General features: G+C 53.1%; 16 protein-coding genes and 1 tRNA gene. 14 read left to right on the forward strand and 3 right to left on the reverse strand.

The window, feature by feature from the left end; all coding sequences use genetic code 11:
* Positions 1 to 139 precede the first annotated feature (139 nt).
* From HCH_RS34505 to pgi, 8 genes are all read left to right on the forward strand, one after another.
* Positions 140 to 316 carry a hypothetical protein gene (locus tag HCH_RS34505; protein ID WP_041598984.1) on the forward strand — a complete coding sequence of 59 codons (177 nt, stop codon included), beginning with the start codon at positions 140 to 142 and terminating at the stop codon, positions 314 to 316.
* Positions 306 to 3,272, forward strand: coding sequence for a sensor histidine kinase (locus tag HCH_RS28220; protein ID WP_011399962.1), 2,967 nt, complete (start codon positions 306 to 308; stop codon positions 3,270 to 3,272). Before HCH_RS34505 ends, HCH_RS28220 begins: the two co-directional genes overlap by 11 nt.
* Before the next feature lie 3 nt (positions 3,273 to 3,275).
* Complete coding sequence (locus HCH_RS28225) at positions 3,276 to 4,664, forward strand: sigma-54-dependent transcriptional regulator (protein ID WP_011399963.1); 1,389 nt, start codon at positions 3,276 to 3,278, stop codon at positions 4,662 to 4,664.
* A 988-nt stretch (positions 4,665 to 5,652) separates the two neighbouring features.
* A complete protein-coding gene (pcnB, locus tag HCH_RS28230; protein WP_011399965.1) occupies positions 5,653 to 7,026 on the forward strand; it encodes a polynucleotide adenylyltransferase PcnB in 1,374 nt (457 codons plus the stop codon).
* Entirely contained in the window at positions 7,023 to 7,505 is a 483-nt protein-coding gene (gene folK, locus HCH_RS28235; RefSeq protein WP_011399966.1) for a 2-amino-4-hydroxy-6-hydroxymethyldihydropteridine diphosphokinase, read from the forward strand. The genes pcnB and folK (HCH_RS28235) overlap by 4 nt, the downstream gene beginning before the upstream one ends.
* 87 nt (positions 7,506 to 7,592) lie before the next feature.
* A complete protein-coding gene (gene panB / locus HCH_RS28240) occupies positions 7,593 to 8,387 on the forward strand; it encodes a 3-methyl-2-oxobutanoate hydroxymethyltransferase (RefSeq protein ID WP_011399967.1) in 795 nt (264 codons plus the stop codon).
* Complete coding sequence (panC, locus tag HCH_RS28245) at positions 8,384 to 9,235, forward strand: pantoate--beta-alanine ligase (RefSeq protein ID WP_011399968.1); 852 nt, start codon at positions 8,384 to 8,386, stop codon at positions 9,233 to 9,235. The genes panB and panC overlap by 4 nt, the downstream gene beginning before the upstream one ends.
* A 33-nt stretch (positions 9,236 to 9,268) precedes the next feature.
* On the forward strand, positions 9,269 to 10,942 hold the full coding sequence (gene pgi, locus HCH_RS28250) for a glucose-6-phosphate isomerase (protein ID WP_011399969.1): 1,674 nt from the start codon (positions 9,269 to 9,271) through the stop codon (positions 10,940 to 10,942).
* Positions 10,943 to 10,957: 15 nt separating this feature from the next.
* Here pgi and folK (HCH_RS28255) read toward each other — a convergent pair whose 3' ends face one another.
* On the reverse strand, positions 10,958 to 11,458 hold the full coding sequence (gene folK, locus HCH_RS28255) for a 2-amino-4-hydroxy-6-hydroxymethyldihydropteridine diphosphokinase (RefSeq protein WP_041598985.1): 501 nt from the start codon (positions 11,456 to 11,458) through the stop codon (positions 10,958 to 10,960).
* Positions 11,451 to 11,813 carry a dihydroneopterin aldolase gene (folB, locus tag HCH_RS28260; RefSeq protein WP_041598986.1) on the reverse strand — a complete coding sequence of 121 codons (363 nt, stop codon included), beginning with the start codon at positions 11,811 to 11,813 and terminating at the stop codon, positions 11,451 to 11,453. The genes folK (HCH_RS28255) and folB overlap by 8 nt, the downstream gene beginning before the upstream one ends.
* Positions 11,814 to 11,947: 134 nt before the next feature.
* On the opposite strand from folB, the gene plsY reads away from it, so the two are divergent.
* A complete protein-coding gene (plsY, locus tag HCH_RS28265) occupies positions 11,948 to 12,532 on the forward strand; it encodes a glycerol-3-phosphate 1-O-acyltransferase PlsY (RefSeq protein ID WP_011399972.1) in 585 nt (194 codons plus the stop codon).
* Between the two features lie 13 nt (positions 12,533 to 12,545).
* Here plsY and tsaD read toward each other — a convergent pair whose 3' ends face one another.
* Complete coding sequence (gene tsaD / locus HCH_RS28270) at positions 12,546 to 13,577, reverse strand: tRNA (adenosine(37)-N6)-threonylcarbamoyltransferase complex transferase subunit TsaD (protein WP_041600021.1); 1,032 nt, start codon at positions 13,575 to 13,577, stop codon at positions 12,546 to 12,548.
* Positions 13,578 to 13,925: 348 nt separating this feature from the next.
* On the opposite strand from tsaD, the gene rpsU reads away from it, so the two are divergent.
* From rpsU to HCH_RS28295, 5 genes are all read left to right on the forward strand, one after another.
* The gene (rpsU, locus tag HCH_RS28275) at positions 13,926 to 14,141 is read left to right on the forward strand and encodes a 30S ribosomal protein S21 (RefSeq protein ID WP_011399974.1); all 216 of its coding nucleotides are present in this window, start codon (positions 13,926 to 13,928) and stop codon (positions 14,139 to 14,141) included.
* Between the two features lie 135 nt (positions 14,142 to 14,276).
* Positions 14,277 to 14,720, forward strand: a complete 444-nt coding sequence (locus HCH_RS28280) for a GatB/YqeY domain-containing protein (protein WP_011399975.1) — start codon at positions 14,277 to 14,279, stop codon at positions 14,718 to 14,720.
* Positions 14,721 to 14,852: 132 nt separating this feature from the next.
* Complete coding sequence (dnaG, locus tag HCH_RS28285; RefSeq protein WP_011399976.1) at positions 14,853 to 16,655, forward strand: DNA primase; 1,803 nt, start codon at positions 14,853 to 14,855, stop codon at positions 16,653 to 16,655.
* 123 nt (positions 16,656 to 16,778) lie between these two features.
* Positions 16,779 to 18,698, forward strand: coding sequence for an RNA polymerase sigma factor RpoD (rpoD, locus tag HCH_RS28290; protein WP_011399977.1), 1,920 nt, complete (start codon positions 16,779 to 16,781; stop codon positions 18,696 to 18,698).
* A gap of 109 nt (positions 18,699 to 18,807) precedes the next feature.
* Positions 18,808 to 18,884 (forward strand) — tRNA-Ile (locus tag HCH_RS28295).
* Positions 18,885 to 18,891: the final 7 nt, after the last annotated feature.

Below are 18,891 nucleotides of genomic sequence, written 5' to 3' on the forward strand. Positions count from 1 at the left end.
TACCCTGTTTTCACCCGCTTATATTTAATAAGTGCGCGAAAACAACTAATTGGGAAGCCAAAAAGGTATTTTGCATGCTCCCGTTTCCTCCAGTAACATGGACAAACCTAGTCTTCCGGGTATTTTGGTAACGCGGTCTATGTATATCTATCGCTTGGTGTTTCTGCTGATTTTAGGCGTCTATATATTTTCACCAGTGATCATGGACTGGTGGATCGCGCCGGGTAGCGCCTGGTACAGGCCTTACATTATCTGGTTCCTGCTGATTGTCGTCGCATACTGGTTAGAGCGAAAGCGGGGACCGAATGAATTTTAGCGCCTGGAGCCTGTTCGCCTACGGCGCCTTGTATCTAAGCGCATTGTTTGGCTTGGCTTACATCACTGAGCGCGGCTGGATACCATTGCGCTGGGTCCGACACCCCGCTACCTATGTTCTATCGCTCGGCGTCTACGCCAGCGCTTGGGCGTTTTACGGCTCCGTCGGTCTGGCCTACGAATTTGGTTACGGCTTTCTGGCTTTCTATTTAGGCGTTTGCGGCGCGTTTCTCCTTGCGCCAGTGTTGTTGATTCCGGTTCTGCGAGTCACCAAATCCTATCAACTTTCTTCAGTGGCGGATTTATTCACCTTCCGCTACCGCAGTCAGGCCGCCGGCACCATCAGCACGCTCTTCATCAGCTTTGCTTCGCTGGCGTTGCTGGCGCTGCAGTTTCAGGCGCTCGACAATTCTCTGCATGTCCTGGCGCCTTTGGAAGATACGCGAATTGTAAGCCTGCTGTTCTGCGCCATGATTATTTTCTTCGCTATCTTCTTCGGCGCCCGAGGGCAAACTCGCGCAGAAAGACACCCCAGCCTGATCGTGGCTATCGCGCTTGAAGGCGGCCTCAAACTCGTAATCATTCTGGCCCTGGCCATATTAATCGCCTATCAGGTGTTCGGCGGCTTTGGAGAAGTGAATAACTGGCTGCAAGAGAACGCGCAGCGCATCAGCGCTATGGAGCGCCATTTGGAGGAGGGCCCCTGGCGGGCGATGCTGCTGATCTTCTTCGCCTCCGCTTTGGTGATGCCGCACATGTTTCATGTCACCTTTACGGAAAACCTGAATCCCAATGCGCTTTACAAAGCGAGCTGGGGACTACCGGTTTATCTGCTCCTGATGAGCCTGCCCATTCCCATTTTCATGTGGGCGGGCATCAAGCTATCCGTTCCCACTACGCCGGAGTTTTTTATTCTCGGCCTGGGCCAGGTGCTCAACGCCCCCTGGATTAGCATCGTCGCCTTTCTTGGCGGACTGACCGCCGCCAGCGGCTTATTGATCGTGACCTGTCTGGCGCTGGCCTCGATGATGCTCAACCACGTTATCCTCCCGGTGTATCAGCCATTGTCCCGCGGCAATATCTATTCCTGGCTGACCTGGGTAAGACGCGGTTTGATTTTGTTTATCCTCGGCTCCGGCTACCTGTTCTCTCTGTTCCTGGACAACCGCTTCTCCCTCTCCGAGCTGGGCATACTGGCGTTTTCCGCCGGCCTGCAACTATTGCCAGGAGTCATGGCCGTCATTTATTGGCCCCTGGGGAACCGCAACGGCTTCATCAGCGGCTTATGCGCCGGCGTAAGCCTGTGGTTCGTCACCATGCCGCTGCCTATCCTGTTCGGCGTGGACGTGTTCTCGGTCAATCCGTGGCGCGACAGCTACAGCTTTAATCCCGATGACTGGCATTACTATGTGATGGCGTCTCTAACGCTGAACATCTTCGTTTTCGTCATGGTCAGCCTGTTTACTGACGCCTCCCAGGCGGAAGCGCGTTCGGCCCAGGCTTGCTCCGTCGATACACTGATGCGTCCATCAAGACGCGAACTGGTCGCCACCAGCTCGGAGCAATTTAAGGATTTCCTGACGGAGTCCCTCGGCCGCCAGGCTGCGGAGAGGGAAGTCAACCACGCCCTTGCTCAGTTGCAGTTGCATGAAGTCGAATACCGCCCCTACGCGCTACGCAGATTGCGAGATCAGATTGAGGCCAATTTGTCAGGGCTGTTAGGCCCCGCCCTGGCGCAGGATATCGTCAAACAGAATCTCAGCTTCAAGCCAGCCACCAGCGTTGCGCCCGCTCAGGACATTTACTTCGTTGAGAGCAAACTGGAGGAGTACCATAACCGTCTCAGCGGTCTTGCCGGCGAATTGGACACCCTGCGCCGTTACCATCGGCAAACCCTGCAAAATCTGCCGATCGCCACCTGCTCTTTAGGCGCCGACCTTGAAGTCTTGATGTGGAATCACGCGATGGAGCACCAGACAGGGATTCCCGCTCCACAGGTCATCGGTTCGCACATCAGCGCCATCGCCAAGCCCTGGTCCACCCTGCTGTTCAGCTTCGCCAATGCGGAAGAACGCCATGTCTCTAAAAAGCGCCTGGACATTAATGGCTCGCCGCACTGGTTCAATCTGCACAAAGCCGCCATTGAAAGCGATGGCGCATCCGGCGCCGGGCAAGTGCTGCTTTTGGAGGATTATACGGAAACCCAATTACTGGAAGATGAGCTGGTCCACAGCGAGCGCCTCGCCTCTGTAGGCCGTCTTGCAGCAGGGGTCGCTCATGAGATTGGCAACCCGGTAACGGGCATCGCCTGTCTCGCCCAAAACCTCAAACTAATGACCAGCAATGAAGAAGTATTGGAGACCGCAGGCCATATTCTTGTGCAGACCCAGCGGGTCTCTAGAATTTTACAAACCCTGATGAATTTCGCCCGCTCAGGCAATTACACCCAATCCGCCCAGCATGGGCCGACGGAGTTAAAACGTTGCGTCGACGAAGCGATACACTTACTCTCCTTATCCACTAAAGAGCCACAGGTGCTCTACGTCAACGAAGTGGACGAAACGGTAAAGGTAACGGGCGACGGACAACGTCTTGTGCAAGTGTTCGTCAACTTGCTCAGTAACGCCCGCGACGCCTCCGAGGCTGAGGCCAGCATCTGGGTGAGAGCCACGCTGCAACAATATTCCATCCATGTTGAAGTGGAGGACGAAGGCAGCGGCATTAGCGGCGACCAGATAGATCACCTGTTCGAGCCCTTCTACACCACCAAAGGCCCCGATAAAGGCACTGGTTTGGGGCTGTCTCTGGTGTACAGCATTATAGAAGAGCACTACGGCCACATTCGGATAGAAAGTCCGGCGGATAAAGAATCCGGTAAAGGAACCCGGGTCATTATCGAGCTACCGGCTTATCAGTCCGACTCAGAAAGTATCTCTGCAGAGTTAACGGAAACTTAAGCTATGGCTTTAATCTTGATTGTAGAAGACGAGAGCATTATCCGCTCCGCCCTGACGCGACTCTTACAACATAACGGATACGCCGTCGCTGAAGCGGATTCCGTTGATCGCGCTCTGGAAGTTGCGGAGCAAAGCAAGCCGGATTTGATCATTTCCGATCTGCGTCTCCCGGGTCGTCCCGGCACCGACTTGATTCAGGCGACCGACACACCCGTATTGATCATGACCAGCTACGCCAGCCTGCGTTCCGCGGTGGACTCCATGAAGCTGGGCGCAGTGGACTATATCGCCAAACCTTTCGACCACGACGAGATGCTGGCGTCAATAAAATCCATACTGGACCGACGCCCCGCCAAGCCCTCGCCACCCAAGCTCGAAGCGGAAAACGCCTCAGCGCGGGCAGACATCAAGGACCTGATGTTCGGCGAATGCACGGAAATGCTGAAGCTGTTCGATTTGATCGGCAAAGTCTCTCCGACTGACACCACCGTACTGATTCAAGGCGAGTCAGGCACAGGTAAAGAGCTGGCCGCACGCGCCCTGCATATGTTGAGCCGACGACGGGAAGGCGCTCTCATCTGCGTCAACTGCGCAGCGATTCCTGAAACACTGATCGAATCAGAATTATTCGGCCATGAGAAAGGCGCATTTACCGGCGCAGTGGGCGCGCGCAGCGGCTTGATTGAGGCTGCGGACGGCGGCACCTTGTTTCTCGACGAAATTGGCGAGCTGCCACTGGAGGCCCAGGCGCGCTTGTTGAGGGTGCTCCAGGAAGGCGAGATTCGTCGGGTCGGCTCCACTCAATCCAAACGCGTTGACGTACGCCTCATCGCCGCAACGCACCGCAATCTCAAGGCCATGACGAAGGTAGGCGAGTTCCGGGAAGATTTATTTTACCGGCTCAACGTCATGCAGCTTCGCATCCCGCCATTGCGCGACCGGGAAGACGATGTCATCGGCCTGGCGAAAATGTTACTGACCAAGATGGGCGAGCGCATGGATAAGCCCAATCTTAAGTTCGATAAGGACGCCCTCACCCTCATTCGCCGGTATCAGTGGCCAGGTAACGTGCGAGAAATGGAGAACGCCGTTGAGCGCGCCGTCATCCTTTCAGACAGCGATCACATTGGGAAGGATTTACTGGCGATTGACCTGGAGGGGGAACTGGATATCCCCGAAGGCATGCTAAGCATGGATAACCCCGCCAACTCCAAAGGCGCAGATAAAGGCACGGATTTGTCATTAGAGGACTATTTCCAGCACTTTGTCCTGGAAAACCAAGACACCATGAGCGAAACCGAGCTGGCGCGCAAATTGGGCATCAGCCGTAAAAGTTTGTGGGAGCGCCGCCAACGCCTGGGTATCCCACGCACCAAAAAAAGCGCAAAGTAACACTTTCCCCAATCAGCCCGGTTCCTCCGGGCTTCAACTCCCCCACATTTTCCACCCCACGCCCAAAATCGTCCCTTATTTGATCACCTTGCCGTCAGAGACGTACAATTATTGCTCACTTCCTTAAATTGTTACGCTAAGTTGACTTGCATAATCACTAATGTGGGCCATAATTTTGATTAAAAAACAGTCTAAATGCGCTTCGCGCCCCTCTTTGTGACACCAACTGTGGTTGAGTTGTTACCCGGCGTTACTTTGGGGAACACCACGATGCCCTTTCAGTGGGCATTGGTAACACTCAGGTAAGCAAAAACACTTACGACTTTTGAACACTTTCAGCTACATTGCTGTTTTATAATGTTTTTTTAATTCTCTGGCACGCCCCATGCTCTCTTACAGTGCAAAATAAAAATAAAAATGCACCGAACTGCACAAATAAAAATAAAAAAGCAGAGTGAACAAAAAGAACAACCCAGAACAAAAATAAAAATACGGGTGGCGAACTGATTGTTTTGGATGCCGAGCTTTTTAGTGGTATTTCAAGGTATGGGTAGGGTGTCTAGTATTAAGAAGAACCACGACAGTGGACGTTCTAGACGTTAACAACACTATCCAAATCCCTATTATCACTCGAAGTATTCAAAGCGTTCCGTTTGTAACTAATCCTCTAGGCTCTAATTGTGGAGCGACCAATCGTTTGGGACCAAGACAAAAATAAAAATAAAAAATCGTCTAACCTTCTTCTCAGTGGGGGAAAGCAATATTGCTTTCCCCTTAGTTATTCTCCCTTCTTCGTATTTTTTCCTTAAATTTCCGTCTTTTGTCGACTAATGCCCCATCAACGCTATGCTTAAAGCATATCGGGTCCGAGTGCCTTCTAGCAGCATTCCAAGACGCATGAGGCACGGCTTTTGCTGTCGCAATATCCGTTACAAAAGAGTACACTCCGGCCCTCGAAATCATTGGTATTGATAGACACAAGATCGTCATGCTGAAAAAGTTAATGGGCCTGATAAAACCGGGACGCAAAGAAGCCGGCGCAAAACCTTTGAAACTGCGAATCATCCCCCGCGACAGCCATACAGTCTCACGCAAGCAGATCAGCCCTGCGGCGTTGAAAGTTCTTTACCGCCTGAACAGCGCCAACTATGACGCATTTTTAGTCGGCGGCGGCGTCCGCGACTTATTACTGGGCGAGCAACCCAAAGACTTCGACGTCGCCACCAGCGCAACTCCTGAACAAGTACGAGAGCAGTTCAACAACTGTCGTCTGATCGGCCGTCGCTTTCGCCTCGCTCATGTACGTTTCGGTCGTGAAATAATAGAAGTCGCCACATTCCGCGCCGGCCATCAAAATGCCGGAGAGGATGATGGCGACGCCGTCACCAGCGACTCAGGCCAGATCCTGCGCGACAATGTCTATGGCAACCAGGAAGAAGACGCGCTGCGCCGCGACTTCACTGTTAACGCGCTTTATTACTGCGTCAGAGATTTCAGTATTTATGATTACGCTGGCGGCATCGAAGACATCGAGCACCGGGTTCTACGTCTCATCGGCGACCCGGAAACCCGTTATCGGGAAGACCCGGTGCGAATGCTGCGCGCGGCCCGGTTCGCAGCAAAACTGGATTTTTCAATCGAAGAGCGCACCGCCAGCCCTATTCTGGAACTGGGCCCACTGTTGCTTAACATTCCCTCTGCGCGCTTGTTTGAAGAAGTACTGAAGCTTTTCTTATCGGGTAAAGCTGTACGCACATTCGAAATTCTGCGCCAATTCGACTTATTCAAGTTTCTGTTTCCAGAGACGGACCGCTTGCTGGAAAACGAACACCCACATGCGGAGAAACTGATTCTGCAGGCGCTGCGCAACACGGATAAGCGAATCGCCCAGGACAAGCCGGTGACCCCTGCGTTTTTATACGCAGCCATGTTGTGGTCTCCAATGCAAAGACTGCAGCAACGCTATCAAGACGACGGCTTGCCGCCTATGCAGGCTATGCACAAAGCGATCGACAAAGTGCTGGCGCAGCAGGTCAAACACACTGCGCTGCCCAAACGCTTCAGTCAGCCCATGCGCGAAATCTGGGAATTGCAGCTTCGTCTGCCTCGCAAACAAAGCAAGCGTTTGCAAGGCTTGGTGGAACATCCCCGCTTCCGCGCAGCCTACGACTTCCTGGTCTTGCGTGAACAAAGCGGCGAAGACCTGCAAGGGCTCGGCGAATGGTGGACGCGCTATCAGGAAGCCGATGACCAAGGGCGCAGTAAATTGCAGCATCAAGGCCCTAAAAGGGATGGCGCCGGCGGACGCAGACGCCCACGCAGACGCCCACGCCGCACCAACAACAGTGCTCCGTCGCAATGACAATCTGCTATGTCGGCCTGGGTAGCAACCTAAGCCAGCCTGAGCAACAGCTGCGCCAAGCGCTAAGCGCATTGAAAGATATATCCGGAGTTCAGTTGTTGCAGGCGTCCAGCCTGTATCGCAGTGCGCCACTCGGCGCGCCTGACCAGCCCTGGTATGTCAACGCTGTCGCGCAACTGGAAACCAGTCTGGAGCCTCTCGCCCTGTTGCGAGAGCTGCAAACGATCGAGAACAGTCAGGGGCGCGTACGCCAAGGCGAACGCTGGAGCCCCAGAACTCTGGATTTGGATTTGCTCTTATTTGGCGAACAGACCATAGACAGCGAAGCACTGACCGTTCCTCACTACGCAATGCACGAGCGTAACTTCGTTATATTTCCCTTGGCTGAAATTGCGCCGAGCTGCGTTATTCCGGGCATCGGATCGATATCCGCGCTGCTTGCGACATTGCCGCAAGAAGGCATTGAGCGTATGGAGTAAGGCGAAACGACGCCTCAACGCATCCGGGACTTTATTCACGCCAAGTTTCCATTTAGTCTATTGCCTCCAACAGTACAGGATGATTGCATGTCCATCACTCTGAGCACCCTCCTGGACCTTAAGAAGAAATCCGAGAAATTCGCGGTAATGACCGCCTATGACGCCACCTTTGCCTACGAAATGGACCAGGCTGGCGTTGAGGTGATTTTGGTCGGCGATTCGCTCGGCATGGTTTTACAGGGTCACGACAGCACCATTCCAGTTCGCCTGGAAGACATGGTTTACCATACGGCGTCAGTCAGACGTGGCGCGCGTAACGCATTTATCATCGCCGACATGCCTTTTATGAGTTACGGCACGCCAGACCAGGCTATGGCCGGGGCCAAACAGCTTATGCAGGCGGGCGCGCACATGGTGAAACTGGAAGGCGGAGCCTGGCTTTGTGACGCCATCGCCCACCTATCCCGCCAGGGCGTTCCGATATGCGCCCATTTGGGGCTAACGCCGCAATCCGTCAACAAATTCGGCGGTTATAAAGTGCAAGGGAAAGAAGCAAGCCAAGCGCAGCTGATGTTGGACGACGCAAAGGCTCTGGAACAGGCAGGCGCCGACATACTATTGCTGGAATGCGTTCCCACCAAGCTCGCCAAGCAATTGACGGAGGAAGCCTGCGCGCCGGTCGTCGGCATTGGCGCTGGCCCATATACAGACGGTCAAGTGCTGGTTATGCACGATCTATTAGGAGTTGGCGCAGGCAAAAAACCGAAGTTCGTTAAAAACTTCCTTGCCGGTTCCGATTCTATTCAAGCAGCGTTTAAAGGTTATGTGGAAGCCGTTAAAAGCGGCGCATTTCCGGCGGAGGAGCACAGCTTCAACATATGATCACCATCCACAGGGTTAAAGACCTGCGCGCCGCAATCCGGCAGCAGCGTACGCAAGGGAAACGCATTGGACTGGTGCCCACCATGGGCAATTTGCATGCGGGGCATGTCAGTCTTGTCAAACAGGCCAAGGAATTGTGCGACTATGTGGTGACATCCATTTTCGTTAACCCGTTGCAATTTGGGGCCAACGAAGATCTGGACAAGTATCCGAGAACTCTGGACGCAGACAAAGAAAAGCTGGTCGCCGCCGGCAACCACCTTTTGTTCACCCCGGAAGTCAGCCAGCTGTACCCCGAGGGCCTGGAGCGCCACACCAAGGTCATCACACCGGGGCTGAGCGAGCTTCACTGCGGCGCCAGCCGCCCCAGCCACTTTACCGGCGTGACGACAGTCGTATCCATGCTGTTCAACATGGTGCAACCGGATGTCGCCATATTTGGCGAAAAAGACTTTCAACAATTAGCGGTCATCCGCAAAATGACCCGTGACCTGTACCTCCCCATCGTCATTGAGAGCGGCCCAACCCTCAGGGAAACGGACGGTCTGGCGATGAGCTCACGCAATGGCTACCTTTCAGCCGAACAACGCCAAACGGCGCCATTGCTGTACAAACTCCTGCAGGAAAGTGCGGAGCAGATCGAAAATGGCGACAAGGACTTCGCCGCGATAAGCGCAGAAGCCAACAATAGACTGACAAAAGCCGGCTTCGTTCCTGACTACTTCAATATCGTGAACAGCGACACTCTGTCTCCGGCTGTCCCCAGCGACAGTGATATCACGATACTTGCGGCGGCCTATCTGGGAACGACAAGGCTTATCGACAACATCAGCGTACACCTAGGTTGATATCCATCATCAATCCCAAGGAAATTCAAAACAATGCAAGACACGCCTCAAACGCTTAACGATAAGGCTAAAGAAAGTTGGCGGGCGTTGCAGCAACATGCTGCAGACACCGCCAACGACCATATTCTGGACTACTTTCACAGTGATCCCTCCAGAGTCCAAAGCTACTCTCTTACCGCGGCAGGACTCACTCTGGACTACTCCAAGAACAGAGCAAACTCCATCACTCTGGAAAAGCTGGTAAAACTGGCCGAAGACGCGGGGATGAAAAGGTCCATCGACGCCATGTTCGCTGGCGAACCGATCAACCATACGGAAGGTCGCGCGGTTCTTCATACCGCTCTGCGCGACAGTTCAGATACGCCAGTACTGGTGGATGGCCAGGATATCAAACCTGAAATCCGCAGCGCTCTGGCGCAAATGGAGCGATTCGTCAGTAAGGTGCATCGCGGCGAATGGTTAGGTTACAGCGGCAAGCCAATCAATGATGTCGTCAGCATCGGCATCGGCGGTTCCTACCTGGGACCTCGCGTTGCTGTGGAAGCACTGCGCCCTTACTGGCAGGAAAACATCCGCTGCCACTTTGTCTCCAATGTAGACGGCTCTGATATCGCCTACACCTTGGAGAATCTGAATCCAGAGACCACATTGTTCATCGTCCAGTCCAAGTCTTTCACGACTCAGGAGACACTGGCGAACTCCATGACTGCTCGCGAATGGTATTTGCGCGAAGGCGGCTCTGAAGCGGGACTGAGCAAGCATTTTGTCGCAGTTTCCAGCAACGTGCAGCGCGCCCGCGATTTCGGTATCGATGCGGAAAATGTCTTCCCAATGTGGGACTGGGTGGGTGGACGTTACTCTTTGTGGTCCGCTATCGGGTTGCCCATCGCGCTGCAGGTTGACATGAAAGCCTTCAGAGAGTTGCTCGCTGGCGCAGAAGCCATGGACCAGCATTTCAAAACAGCGCCGCTTGAGCAAAATATGCCGGTCTTGATGGGCATGCTGGGCATCTGGTATCACAACTTCCTGGGTGCGGACAGCTACGTTATCCTGCCCTATGACCAAACGCTCGAAAATCTGCCTGCGCATCTCCAGCAGGTAGATATGGAAAGCAACGGTAAGGGCGTCAATCGCGCAGGAATTGGCGTTGACTACGCCACTGGACCTATTATCTGGGGCGGCGCCGGCACTAACGGTCAGCATGCCTATCACCAGTTACTGCACCAAGGCACACGCTGGACGCCGGCGGATTTCATCCTGCCGCTGAAAACCCACAAACCCGCCGGACGCCATCACGCCATGCTGGCCTCCAACTGTTTCGCACAAAGTCAGGCGTTGATGTGCGGCAAGTCTCTTGAGAAGGCCCGACAGGAACTGCTCGACGCAGGCATGTCATCAGAACGAGCGGAAGAGCTGGCGCCTCACAAAGTGATTCCCGGCAACCGTCCCAGCAACACATTGGTGATGGACGAAATTAATCCACACACTCTCGGCGCACTGATCGCCTTGTATGAGCAGAAAGTTTTCGTGCAGGGAGTTATCTGGAATTTGAATTCTTTTGATCAGTGGGGCGTTGAGCTGGGCAAACAACTCAGCGACAGCATATTGCCCATGCTGCTGGATACCGGCGCGTCGACGGATGCGCTTGACCCGTCCAGCGCCGCGCTGGTTGAGAGGTTTCGTAGAGCCAACGGTTCCGGGAGCTAATCCTCCCGGTCACCGCTAGAAGGTCCGATCGCGCCAGCTAAAGGCGACTCTGTGCAGTTGCTGGGTGCGATCGTACTTTTCCCACAACTCCGCATAGGAGACGTTTAAGGCTGGGTGGCGCTCATTCGGCTCAAGTTCCGCCAATGGCAACAAAACATAAGCGTTCTCGGTTATTTCACCCCGCGGAAGCGAAATCCCCTCCACTTCCCCCACAACATCCCCATAGGTAAGGATATCGATATCCAGGGTACGCCCAGAGTGTTTGGACTCCAATCCCGTTCGCCCGCTACTCGCTTCAATCTGTTTCAAGGTGCGCTGCACTGCGCCAACCGGCTCCTCTGTGTGAAACGCAGCCACCAAATTGATGAAGGCGTCGCCGGCGAAGCCAATCGCTTCCGACTCGTAAACGGGCGATAAACGCAGGTCCTGAAAGTGCATATCCAACGCGTCCAGCGCCAGAGCAATGTTCTTGTCCGGGTCGATATTGCTGCCAATACCAACAACCACTTTAATCACTCTTGCGAGCTCCTCTTTCAATTCTTACTCCCACGCTGCGCGCTTCTGCGACAGCGCCAGGCTTTCGGATCGTCAGGCGCAACCAGGGCGCGCCAAACTCTTTCTGCAGTAATTCAGAAAATCGCTCCGCCAGAGTCTCAATGAGCTGAAAGCGACTGGCTGCGGCGTATTCACGCAAACGCTCGCTGACGGCTGCATAATTCAAGGTGAGATCAAGGTTATCCTCACGCGCTGCGCCAGAAATATCGCATCCCAGCTCGATATCAACAAAAAGCCGTTGTTGATATCCCTTTTCAAATTCGTAAACGCCGATTATGGCGTCTACCTGCAAACCTTCAATAAGTACTGTATCCATGGCACCTAACATTCGCCCGTCATCTAAACGCCAGGGAAGAAGCGATCCCTAGCGACCAAAGGGGTGTAGACAAGCAGCCTCTATTATGGCTCATAATCTACTCAGTCTGATCTATTTTAAGCCGCAGGGGACCCATGGAGCATCCTTTTCAACTTCTCATGGCGACATCCATCGCCTACCTGCTCGGCTCCATCATGGGCGCCTATTGGGTTTGCCGTTACTTCCAACTCCCCGACCCTACAGAATCAGGCTCCGGCAATCCCGGCGCAACCAATATATACCGGCTCGGCGGCCCTGTTCCCGCTACGCTTACTTTATTCTGGGACGCGGCCAAGGGCGCCGCCGCCGTCTGCATCGCAGCAATGCTGGGGCTCTCGCCTTACGAACAAGGCGTCACCGCAGTAGCGGCGATTGTCGGCCATATGCTGCCAGCATTCCATCATTTCAAGGGAGGCAAAGGCGTCGCTACGGTTCTGGGAGCAGGGCTGGCGTTGGCCTGGCAGACAACCCTCGCTTTGACGCTGGTGTGGGCGGCGGTGGTATATTGGAAGCGTATATCGTCTCTCGCATCACTGACGGCTGCGCTAATGGCGCCCTGGGTCGCGTGGCGACTTAATCCCGAGCATCTTGCGCTATTCCTTATACTATCGCTGTTCATTCTGATCCGTCACAGAGAGAACATCATCAATCTGGCTAAAGGCAAAGAGCGCTCGCTTTAGACTCTTGCTGAATTCAGCCTTTTATCGAAGGCAACTCCACCAAAGGCCACCGTGGCGTGGCGAGAACACTCAGGTCTCCCCTTTGTCCGACAGCCAAACGCTGATGGCCCGCGTAAGCGATCATCGCGCCGTTATCCGTACAAAATTCCGGCCGGGCGTAATACACCAGCGCTTTCTCACCTTTGACCATTTGTTGCAGTTTTTCACGCAGACGGCGATTGGCGCTGACTCCACCAGCCATAATCAACCGCTTGAGACCTGTTTGCCTCAGCGCTCTACGGCACTTGATCACCATGGTCTCCACCACAGCCTCTTGAAAGCAGGCCGCGACATCTGCGCGCAAATTGTCGTCAACGCCACCGCTGGCTTCCGCTTCCTGAAGGGTATTCAACGTAAACGTCTTGAGGCCGCTAAAACTGAAATCCAAACCAGGACGGTCCGTCATCGGTCGAGGAAACTTAAATCGCTGCAGATTCCCCTCCTCCGCCAGTTTGGCGACTTGAGGACCGCCGGGGTAGTCCAGGCCTAGCATTTTGGCTACTTTATCGAAGGCCTCCCCTGCGGCGTCATCCACAGATTCCCCCAACAGCTCATATTCGCCGACGCCATCGACCCGCACCAATTGCGTATGGCCGCCAGAGACCAAAAGGGCGACAAACGGAAATTCCGGTGGGTTCTCCTCCAGCATCGGAGCCAGCAAATGCCCTTCCATATGATGAACGCCAATAGTGGGAATACCCAATGCGTACGCCAGCGCCGAAGCGATAGCGCCTCCCACCATTAATGCGCCAACCAAGCCTGGACCCGCTGTATAAGCGATAGCGTCGATATCGCTTTTGCCGACGCCTGCCTGGTTTAATACCTCTTCGATCAAAGGAATCACTTTCCGCACATGATCGCGAGAGGCCAGTTCCGGCACTACACCGCCATAATCAGCATGCAGCTTGATCTGACTGTACAGCGTATGAGCCAACAGTCCGCGCTCTCCGTCATACAACGCAATTCCGGTCTCGTCGCAGGATGTTTCTATGCCCAGTACTAACATGTTCCGTTCCGCCATCATCAAATCGCCGCACAGGTCGGCCACCATACTTATCGGGGCGCTCTTGATTCTCGTCTACGTCAGGACAGTACAATAAAAGCCAGCTAAGCGCCCAGACGTCTGACAGCAGCGACCAGCAGGGCCGCTCGCCCAAGCCGGGCATCTTATAGCCATCGTGGCAACTATTCCATTCCAAATCGCCTTTAAATTGAGCGCCGCTCGCACAGATTTGTTAGAATTTATACAGGCCAACACCTTTACAAGGACAACCTAACGGGATTACAATGCGCGCCCTATTTGTGTTGACACAATTTTAACCAATTCGGTTTTTACAGATCATAGAGAGGGGATATGCCTTCCGTAAAAATTAAAGAGAACGAGCCATTTGACGTTGCACTTCGCCGCTTTAAGCGTTCATGCGAAAAGGCAGGAATCCTTTCAGAAGTACGTCGTCGCGAGTTCTACGAGAAGCCGACTTCAGAAAGAAAGCGCAAGTTGGCTGCCGCTGTAAAACGTCACGCGAAGAAAGTTCAGCGCGAACAAAGACGTTTCGAGCGCCTGTACTAATCGAATTACGCCCGCGTTGATCTGGTCTTAATACTGTTGAGGCCAGGTTGTTGGCGTTAATACGACTATTACAAGTCTCGCATTTTCCAGTTTTAGTACGTTTATATATCCAATACGGACAGAGACAATTCGATCATGTCATTGAAAGACAGTTTAACCGAAGCCATGAAATCGGCCATGCGCAGCAAGGAAAAAGACCGCCTTGGAGCCATTCGTTTGATTTTGGCGGACATTAAACGAATCGAAGTGGACGAGCGCATTGAAGTTGATGATGCTCGTGTTCTCGAAGTACTGGATAAGATGGCGAAACAACGCAAAGACTCCATCTCTCAATTTTCCGCCGCTGGCCGGGACGATCTGGTCGCTAAAGAACAGCTTGAGCTGGACGTCATTCAGGGCTTTCTGCCTGAAGCGCTCAGCGAAGAAGAACTTGATCAACTTATCCAGACTGCGGTAAGCGAATCAGGCGCGGAGTCGATACGCGATATGGGCAAGGTAATGGCGATCCTGAAACCACAAGTTCAGGGACGTGCGGATATGGCGGTCATCGGACAGAAAGTTAAAAAAGTTTTGTCCTGATCCCTTCTGCGACTATCTTAATCACCCAGAAGCTTTTCTATATTACGGCGACCTGTTTCAGGACTTCGCCAGGTCAGAGTGGTTGCAGGCGTCGCCCTGCAACTAGACTTTCTTACTTGATAGATTAAAGTCATGGCCAGTCTGATCCCTCAAGCATTTGTCGACGACTTACTTTCTCGGGTTGATCTCGCAAGCCTCATCGCCGAGCGGGTAAATCTCAAGAAATCCGGCGCAACCTATCAAGGGCGCTGCCCCTTTCATGACGAAAAGTCTCCTTCCTTTCACGTATACAACGAAAATCACCCTGCGCATTACCACTGCTATGGCTGTGGCGCTCACGGGGACGCCATCAATTTTATCAAGGAAACAGAACACCTTTCCTTTAATGAAGCCGTTGAACAATTGGCGAAACGTTGTGGCGTGGAAGTGCCTCGCGATAAAGTGGCGGAGCAAAAGGTCAGTCAAAACAAGTCTTTGTATGACGCATCCTCACATGCGGATTCGGCATTTCGACAGGCGTTGGGAAATCATCCGCAACGCGGAGTCGCCCAGGAGTACCTGAAACGCCGAGGCATATCTCCTGAAATGGCGGATTTATACGGGATAGGCTTCGCGCCAGCGCAGCGCCAATTTCTTAGCGGCACCAGCGACCGCAGTCTGGTCAAAGCGCTCAGCACGCTACGCTTAGTAATAGAAAAGGAACAAGATCGCTTCGACATGTTCCAAAACCGCCTTATGTTTCCCATCCGGGATACCCGGGGCAGAACCATCGCTTTCGGCGGTCGTACACTTGGCAATGACCGCAGCAAATACATCAACAGTCCCGAATCTCCCATATTTCACAAGAGCAACGTGCTGTATGGACTGTGGGAAGCGCGCAAACAATCACGCAAGCTTGAACAGCTGATTGTGGTCGAAGGTTATCTTGACGTTATTTCTCTGGCCCAATTTGGCGTGGTTAATGCTGTCGCCGCCATGGGAACCGCCACCAACGAGGACAATTTAAGTCACCTGCTGAACACCAGTCAGGATATTGTCTTCTGCTTCGATGGCGACAAAGCCGGTTTGGCGGCTGCCGATAAAGCGCTTAATAACTTGCTGCCCATGTTTCAGGATGGCTACAAGGTCAGCTTCTTAATTCTCCCGGAGGGCGAGGACCCTGATACATTTGTCAGGAACGAAGGCGCGGATGCATTCCGCGAGCGAATCGCCAATGCTACGCCTCTTTCAGAGTATTTTTTCCAGGCCATGAGTCGGGGCCTGGACCTGTCCATTGCGGAAAATAAAGGCATTCTATCCACTCAGGCCCGCGCAGCGCTAAAAGTTATTAATGCGCCAGTTCTCAAGGATGCTCTTTATCAGCGCCTGAATGAACTAACGCGATCTTCCCGCTGGGGAGACCGCCAAGGCAAACATGGCGGCGACTGGAAGAAAGGCGATTGGAAAGGCAAAAAAGGATTTTCATTTCAGAATCGGGACGAGCCTCGTGAAGAGCCCATCCCTGTGCCTAACCGCATTGCGGCCCGCGCCTGCCTTGGCCTGTACGTCAAACCCTCCTGGGCGAAGGAAATCTCAAACACCCTTAATTATGAGATAACTCAGGACGATGAAAGGGCGCTGACTTATTTTCTGGAGTGGCTGCTTAAGGAAAAAATCGAGTCAGCGGAGGATCTACTTTACCGGTTAACCGTTGATCCACACCAACAACGACGCTTCAAAAACTTGTTCAATTCTTTAGAGCATATTTTCGGCACAGAAGAAATTGAGGCGGGAGCCCAGGAAAGTTTGTTGGTGCTCAAAAGAAAATATTTCGACAGATCTTTTGACAAAATTCATCAGGATTTATCAAGAGACCCTAAAAACAAGGAGTTACACGAAAAATTCAGAACAATGTCGAGCGAAAAAATGGCGATGATCGCCACACCGAAATCTTAATCTTGTGTGGACTTGAAAATTTTTAAGTCGTCTCCACATAGGGTTTCTAGCGCGCAAACAGTATACAGGCTATAATAGCTGTTTGTTTTTCTCCCATTAAGCCACCGAATTCGTAGGGTGACTATGTCAGGCAATTCCCGAAAATCTCGATTGAAAGAACTCATCGCCCGCGGCAAAGAACAAGGTTACCTAACATACGCAGAAGTTAACGACCATCTGCCAGAGGATATAGCAGATCCGGATCAGGTGGAAGACATTATACGCATGATTAACGACATGGGTATCATGGTCTGCGAAGAAGCTCCAGATGCGGATACCTTGTTGATCACCGATGGTGATTCCACTGATGAGTCTGTAGCAGCGGAAGCTGCCGCGGCGCTTGCCTCCGTCGAAAACGATGTAGGTCGCACGACTGACCCGGTGCGTATGTACATGCGTGAGATGGGTACGGTTGAGCTGCTGACTCGTGAGGGTGAGATCCAGATCGCCAAGCGCATCGAAGAAGGTTTGCGCGATGTGATGGCCACGCTGGTTTACTATCCTGGCACGGTTTCCAACATTCTTGCCGCTTTTGACGCCACACAGGGCGAAGATGGCGGTCGCGTCTCCGACGTCATTACAGGGTTCCTTGACCCCGTTGAAGATGGCGTCATTCCTGAAGCTAACGATGAAATAGAGTCCGACGACGTCGACGAAGACGAGGATGAGGACGAAGAAGCAGAAGAAAGCTCAGGCAAGGACGACGCTAAAGCAAAAAAAGACCTCGACGAGGACGAGGACGAAGAAAGCGAGGGCGACGACAACAGCGATAGCGACGACGACAACGACAGTGGCCCCGACCCTGAAATTGCACGCGGCCGCTTTGCTGAATTGCGCGAAGCCTTCAACACGCTGAACGCCGCCATCGACAAGCATGGTCGCGCCAGCCGTGAAGCACAGGAATGCTTTGACGAGGTCAGTCGTATTTTTGCTCCCTTCAAGCTGGCGCAAAAGCAGTTCGACGAAATTATCAATACGATCCGCGTTACTAACGACAGTGTCCGTAAGTACGAGCGCGAAATCCTGAATATCTGTACCCGCGACTGCAAAATGCCGCGCAAGAACTTCATCAAGATGTTCCCCGGCAATGAGACCAACCTTGAATGGGTCAAGGGTCTGGGCGCCAGGAGTGAGGAATGGGCCAAAACGGCTCAAACTAAAGAAGAGGAAATCACTCGCCTGCAACGTCGCATTGTCAGCATTCAGAATGAAGTTGATCTGCCTGTTGCGGACATCAAAGAAATCCACCGTCGCATTTCCATTGGCGAAGCGAAAGCACGTCGCGCCAAGAAGGAAATGGTGGAAGCCAACTTGCGTCTGGTTATCTCCATCGCTAAAAAGTACACCAACCGTGGTCTGCAGTTCCTGGACCTGATTCAGGAAGGCAATATTGGTTTGATGAAAGCGGTAGACAAGTTTGAATACCGCCGCGGATACAAGTTCTCCACGTATGCTACTTGGTGGATTCGTCAGGCGATCACGCGTTCTATCGCTGATCAGGCCCGCACTATCCGTATTCCAGTGCATATGATTGAGACCATCAATAAGCTGAACCGCATTTCCCGTCACATGCTGCAGGAAATGGGCCGTGAAGCGACGCCGGAAGAACTGGCGAAGAAGATGGACATGCCGGAAGACAAAGTACGTAAGGTCCTGAAAATCGCCAAAGAGCCCATCTCAATGGAGACGCCAATCGGTGACGACGAAGATTCGCATTTGGGCGATTTCATCGAAGATTCTCACGCAGAATCTCCGATTGATTCAGCGACAACTGAAGGCCTGAAAGAATCTACTCGCCGCGTATTGGCAGGTTTGACCGCAAGAGAAGCCAAAGTACTGCGTATGCGTTTCGGTATCGAGATGAATACGGACCACACTCTGGAAGAAGTCGGCAAGCAGTTCGACGTCACCCGTGAGCGTATCCGTCAAATCGAAGCCAAAGCCCTGCGCAAACTGAGACACCCCAGCCGCTCAGATCACCTGCGCAGCTTCATCGACGATTAATCGAAAGCTAGCAAAATACTGGCGCCAACTATATCTGAAAGGTATAATTGGCGCCCTCTCTTCCCCGGACCTCTAAATTCGGGACTTCTGAGAAATCAGAAACAATGTAGGGCCTATAGCTCAGTTGGTTAGAGCAGCGGACTCATAATCCGTTGGTCCCAGGTTCAAGTCCTGGTGGGCCCACCAATTTCCC

It is taken from the genome of Hahella chejuensis KCTC 2396, assembly GCF_000012985.1.
Lineage (GTDB): Bacteria > Pseudomonadota > Gammaproteobacteria > Pseudomonadales > Oleiphilaceae > Hahella > Hahella chejuensis.

Excerpts from the sequence above, each read along its gene's own strand:
- dnaG (WP_011399976.1), top strand. The coding sequence starts at position 14,853 with ATGGCCAGTCTGATCCCTCAAGCATTTGTCGACGACTTACTTTCTCGG.
- HCH_RS28220 (WP_011399962.1), top strand. The coding sequence starts at position 306 with ATGAATTTTAGCGCCTGGAGCCTGTTCGCCTACGGCGCCTTGTATCTA.
- HCH_RS34505 (WP_041598984.1), top strand. The coding sequence starts at position 140 with ATGTATATCTATCGCTTGGTGTTTCTGCTGATTTTAGGCGTCTATATA.
- pgi (WP_011399969.1), top strand. The coding sequence starts at position 9,269 with ATGCAAGACACGCCTCAAACGCTTAACGATAAGGCTAAAGAAAGTTGG.
- HCH_RS28280 (WP_011399975.1), top strand. The coding sequence starts at position 14,277 with ATGTCATTGAAAGACAGTTTAACCGAAGCCATGAAATCGGCCATGCGC.
- rpsU (WP_011399974.1), top strand. The coding sequence starts at position 13,926 with ATGCCTTCCGTAAAAATTAAAGAGAACGAGCCATTTGACGTTGCACTT.
- plsY (WP_011399972.1), top strand. The coding sequence starts at position 11,948 with ATGGAGCATCCTTTTCAACTTCTCATGGCGACATCCATCGCCTACCTG.
- tsaD (WP_041600021.1), bottom strand. The coding sequence starts at position 13,577 with ATGTTAGTACTGGGCATAGAAACATCCTGCGACGAGACCGGAATTGCG.
- rpoD (WP_011399977.1), top strand. The coding sequence starts at position 16,779 with ATGTCAGGCAATTCCCGAAAATCTCGATTGAAAGAACTCATCGCCCGC.
- folB (WP_041598986.1), bottom strand. The coding sequence starts at position 11,813 with ATGGATACAGTACTTATTGAAGGTTTGCAGGTAGACGCCATAATCGGC.
- pcnB (WP_011399965.1), top strand. The coding sequence starts at position 5,653 with ATGCTGAAAAAGTTAATGGGCCTGATAAAACCGGGACGCAAAGAAGCC.
- folK (WP_011399966.1), top strand. The coding sequence starts at position 7,023 with ATGACAATCTGCTATGTCGGCCTGGGTAGCAACCTAAGCCAGCCTGAG.
- panC (WP_011399968.1), top strand. The coding sequence starts at position 8,384 with ATGATCACCATCCACAGGGTTAAAGACCTGCGCGCCGCAATCCGGCAG.
- panB (WP_011399967.1), top strand. The coding sequence starts at position 7,593 with ATGTCCATCACTCTGAGCACCCTCCTGGACCTTAAGAAGAAATCCGAG.
- HCH_RS28225 (WP_011399963.1), top strand. The coding sequence starts at position 3,276 with ATGGCTTTAATCTTGATTGTAGAAGACGAGAGCATTATCCGCTCCGCC.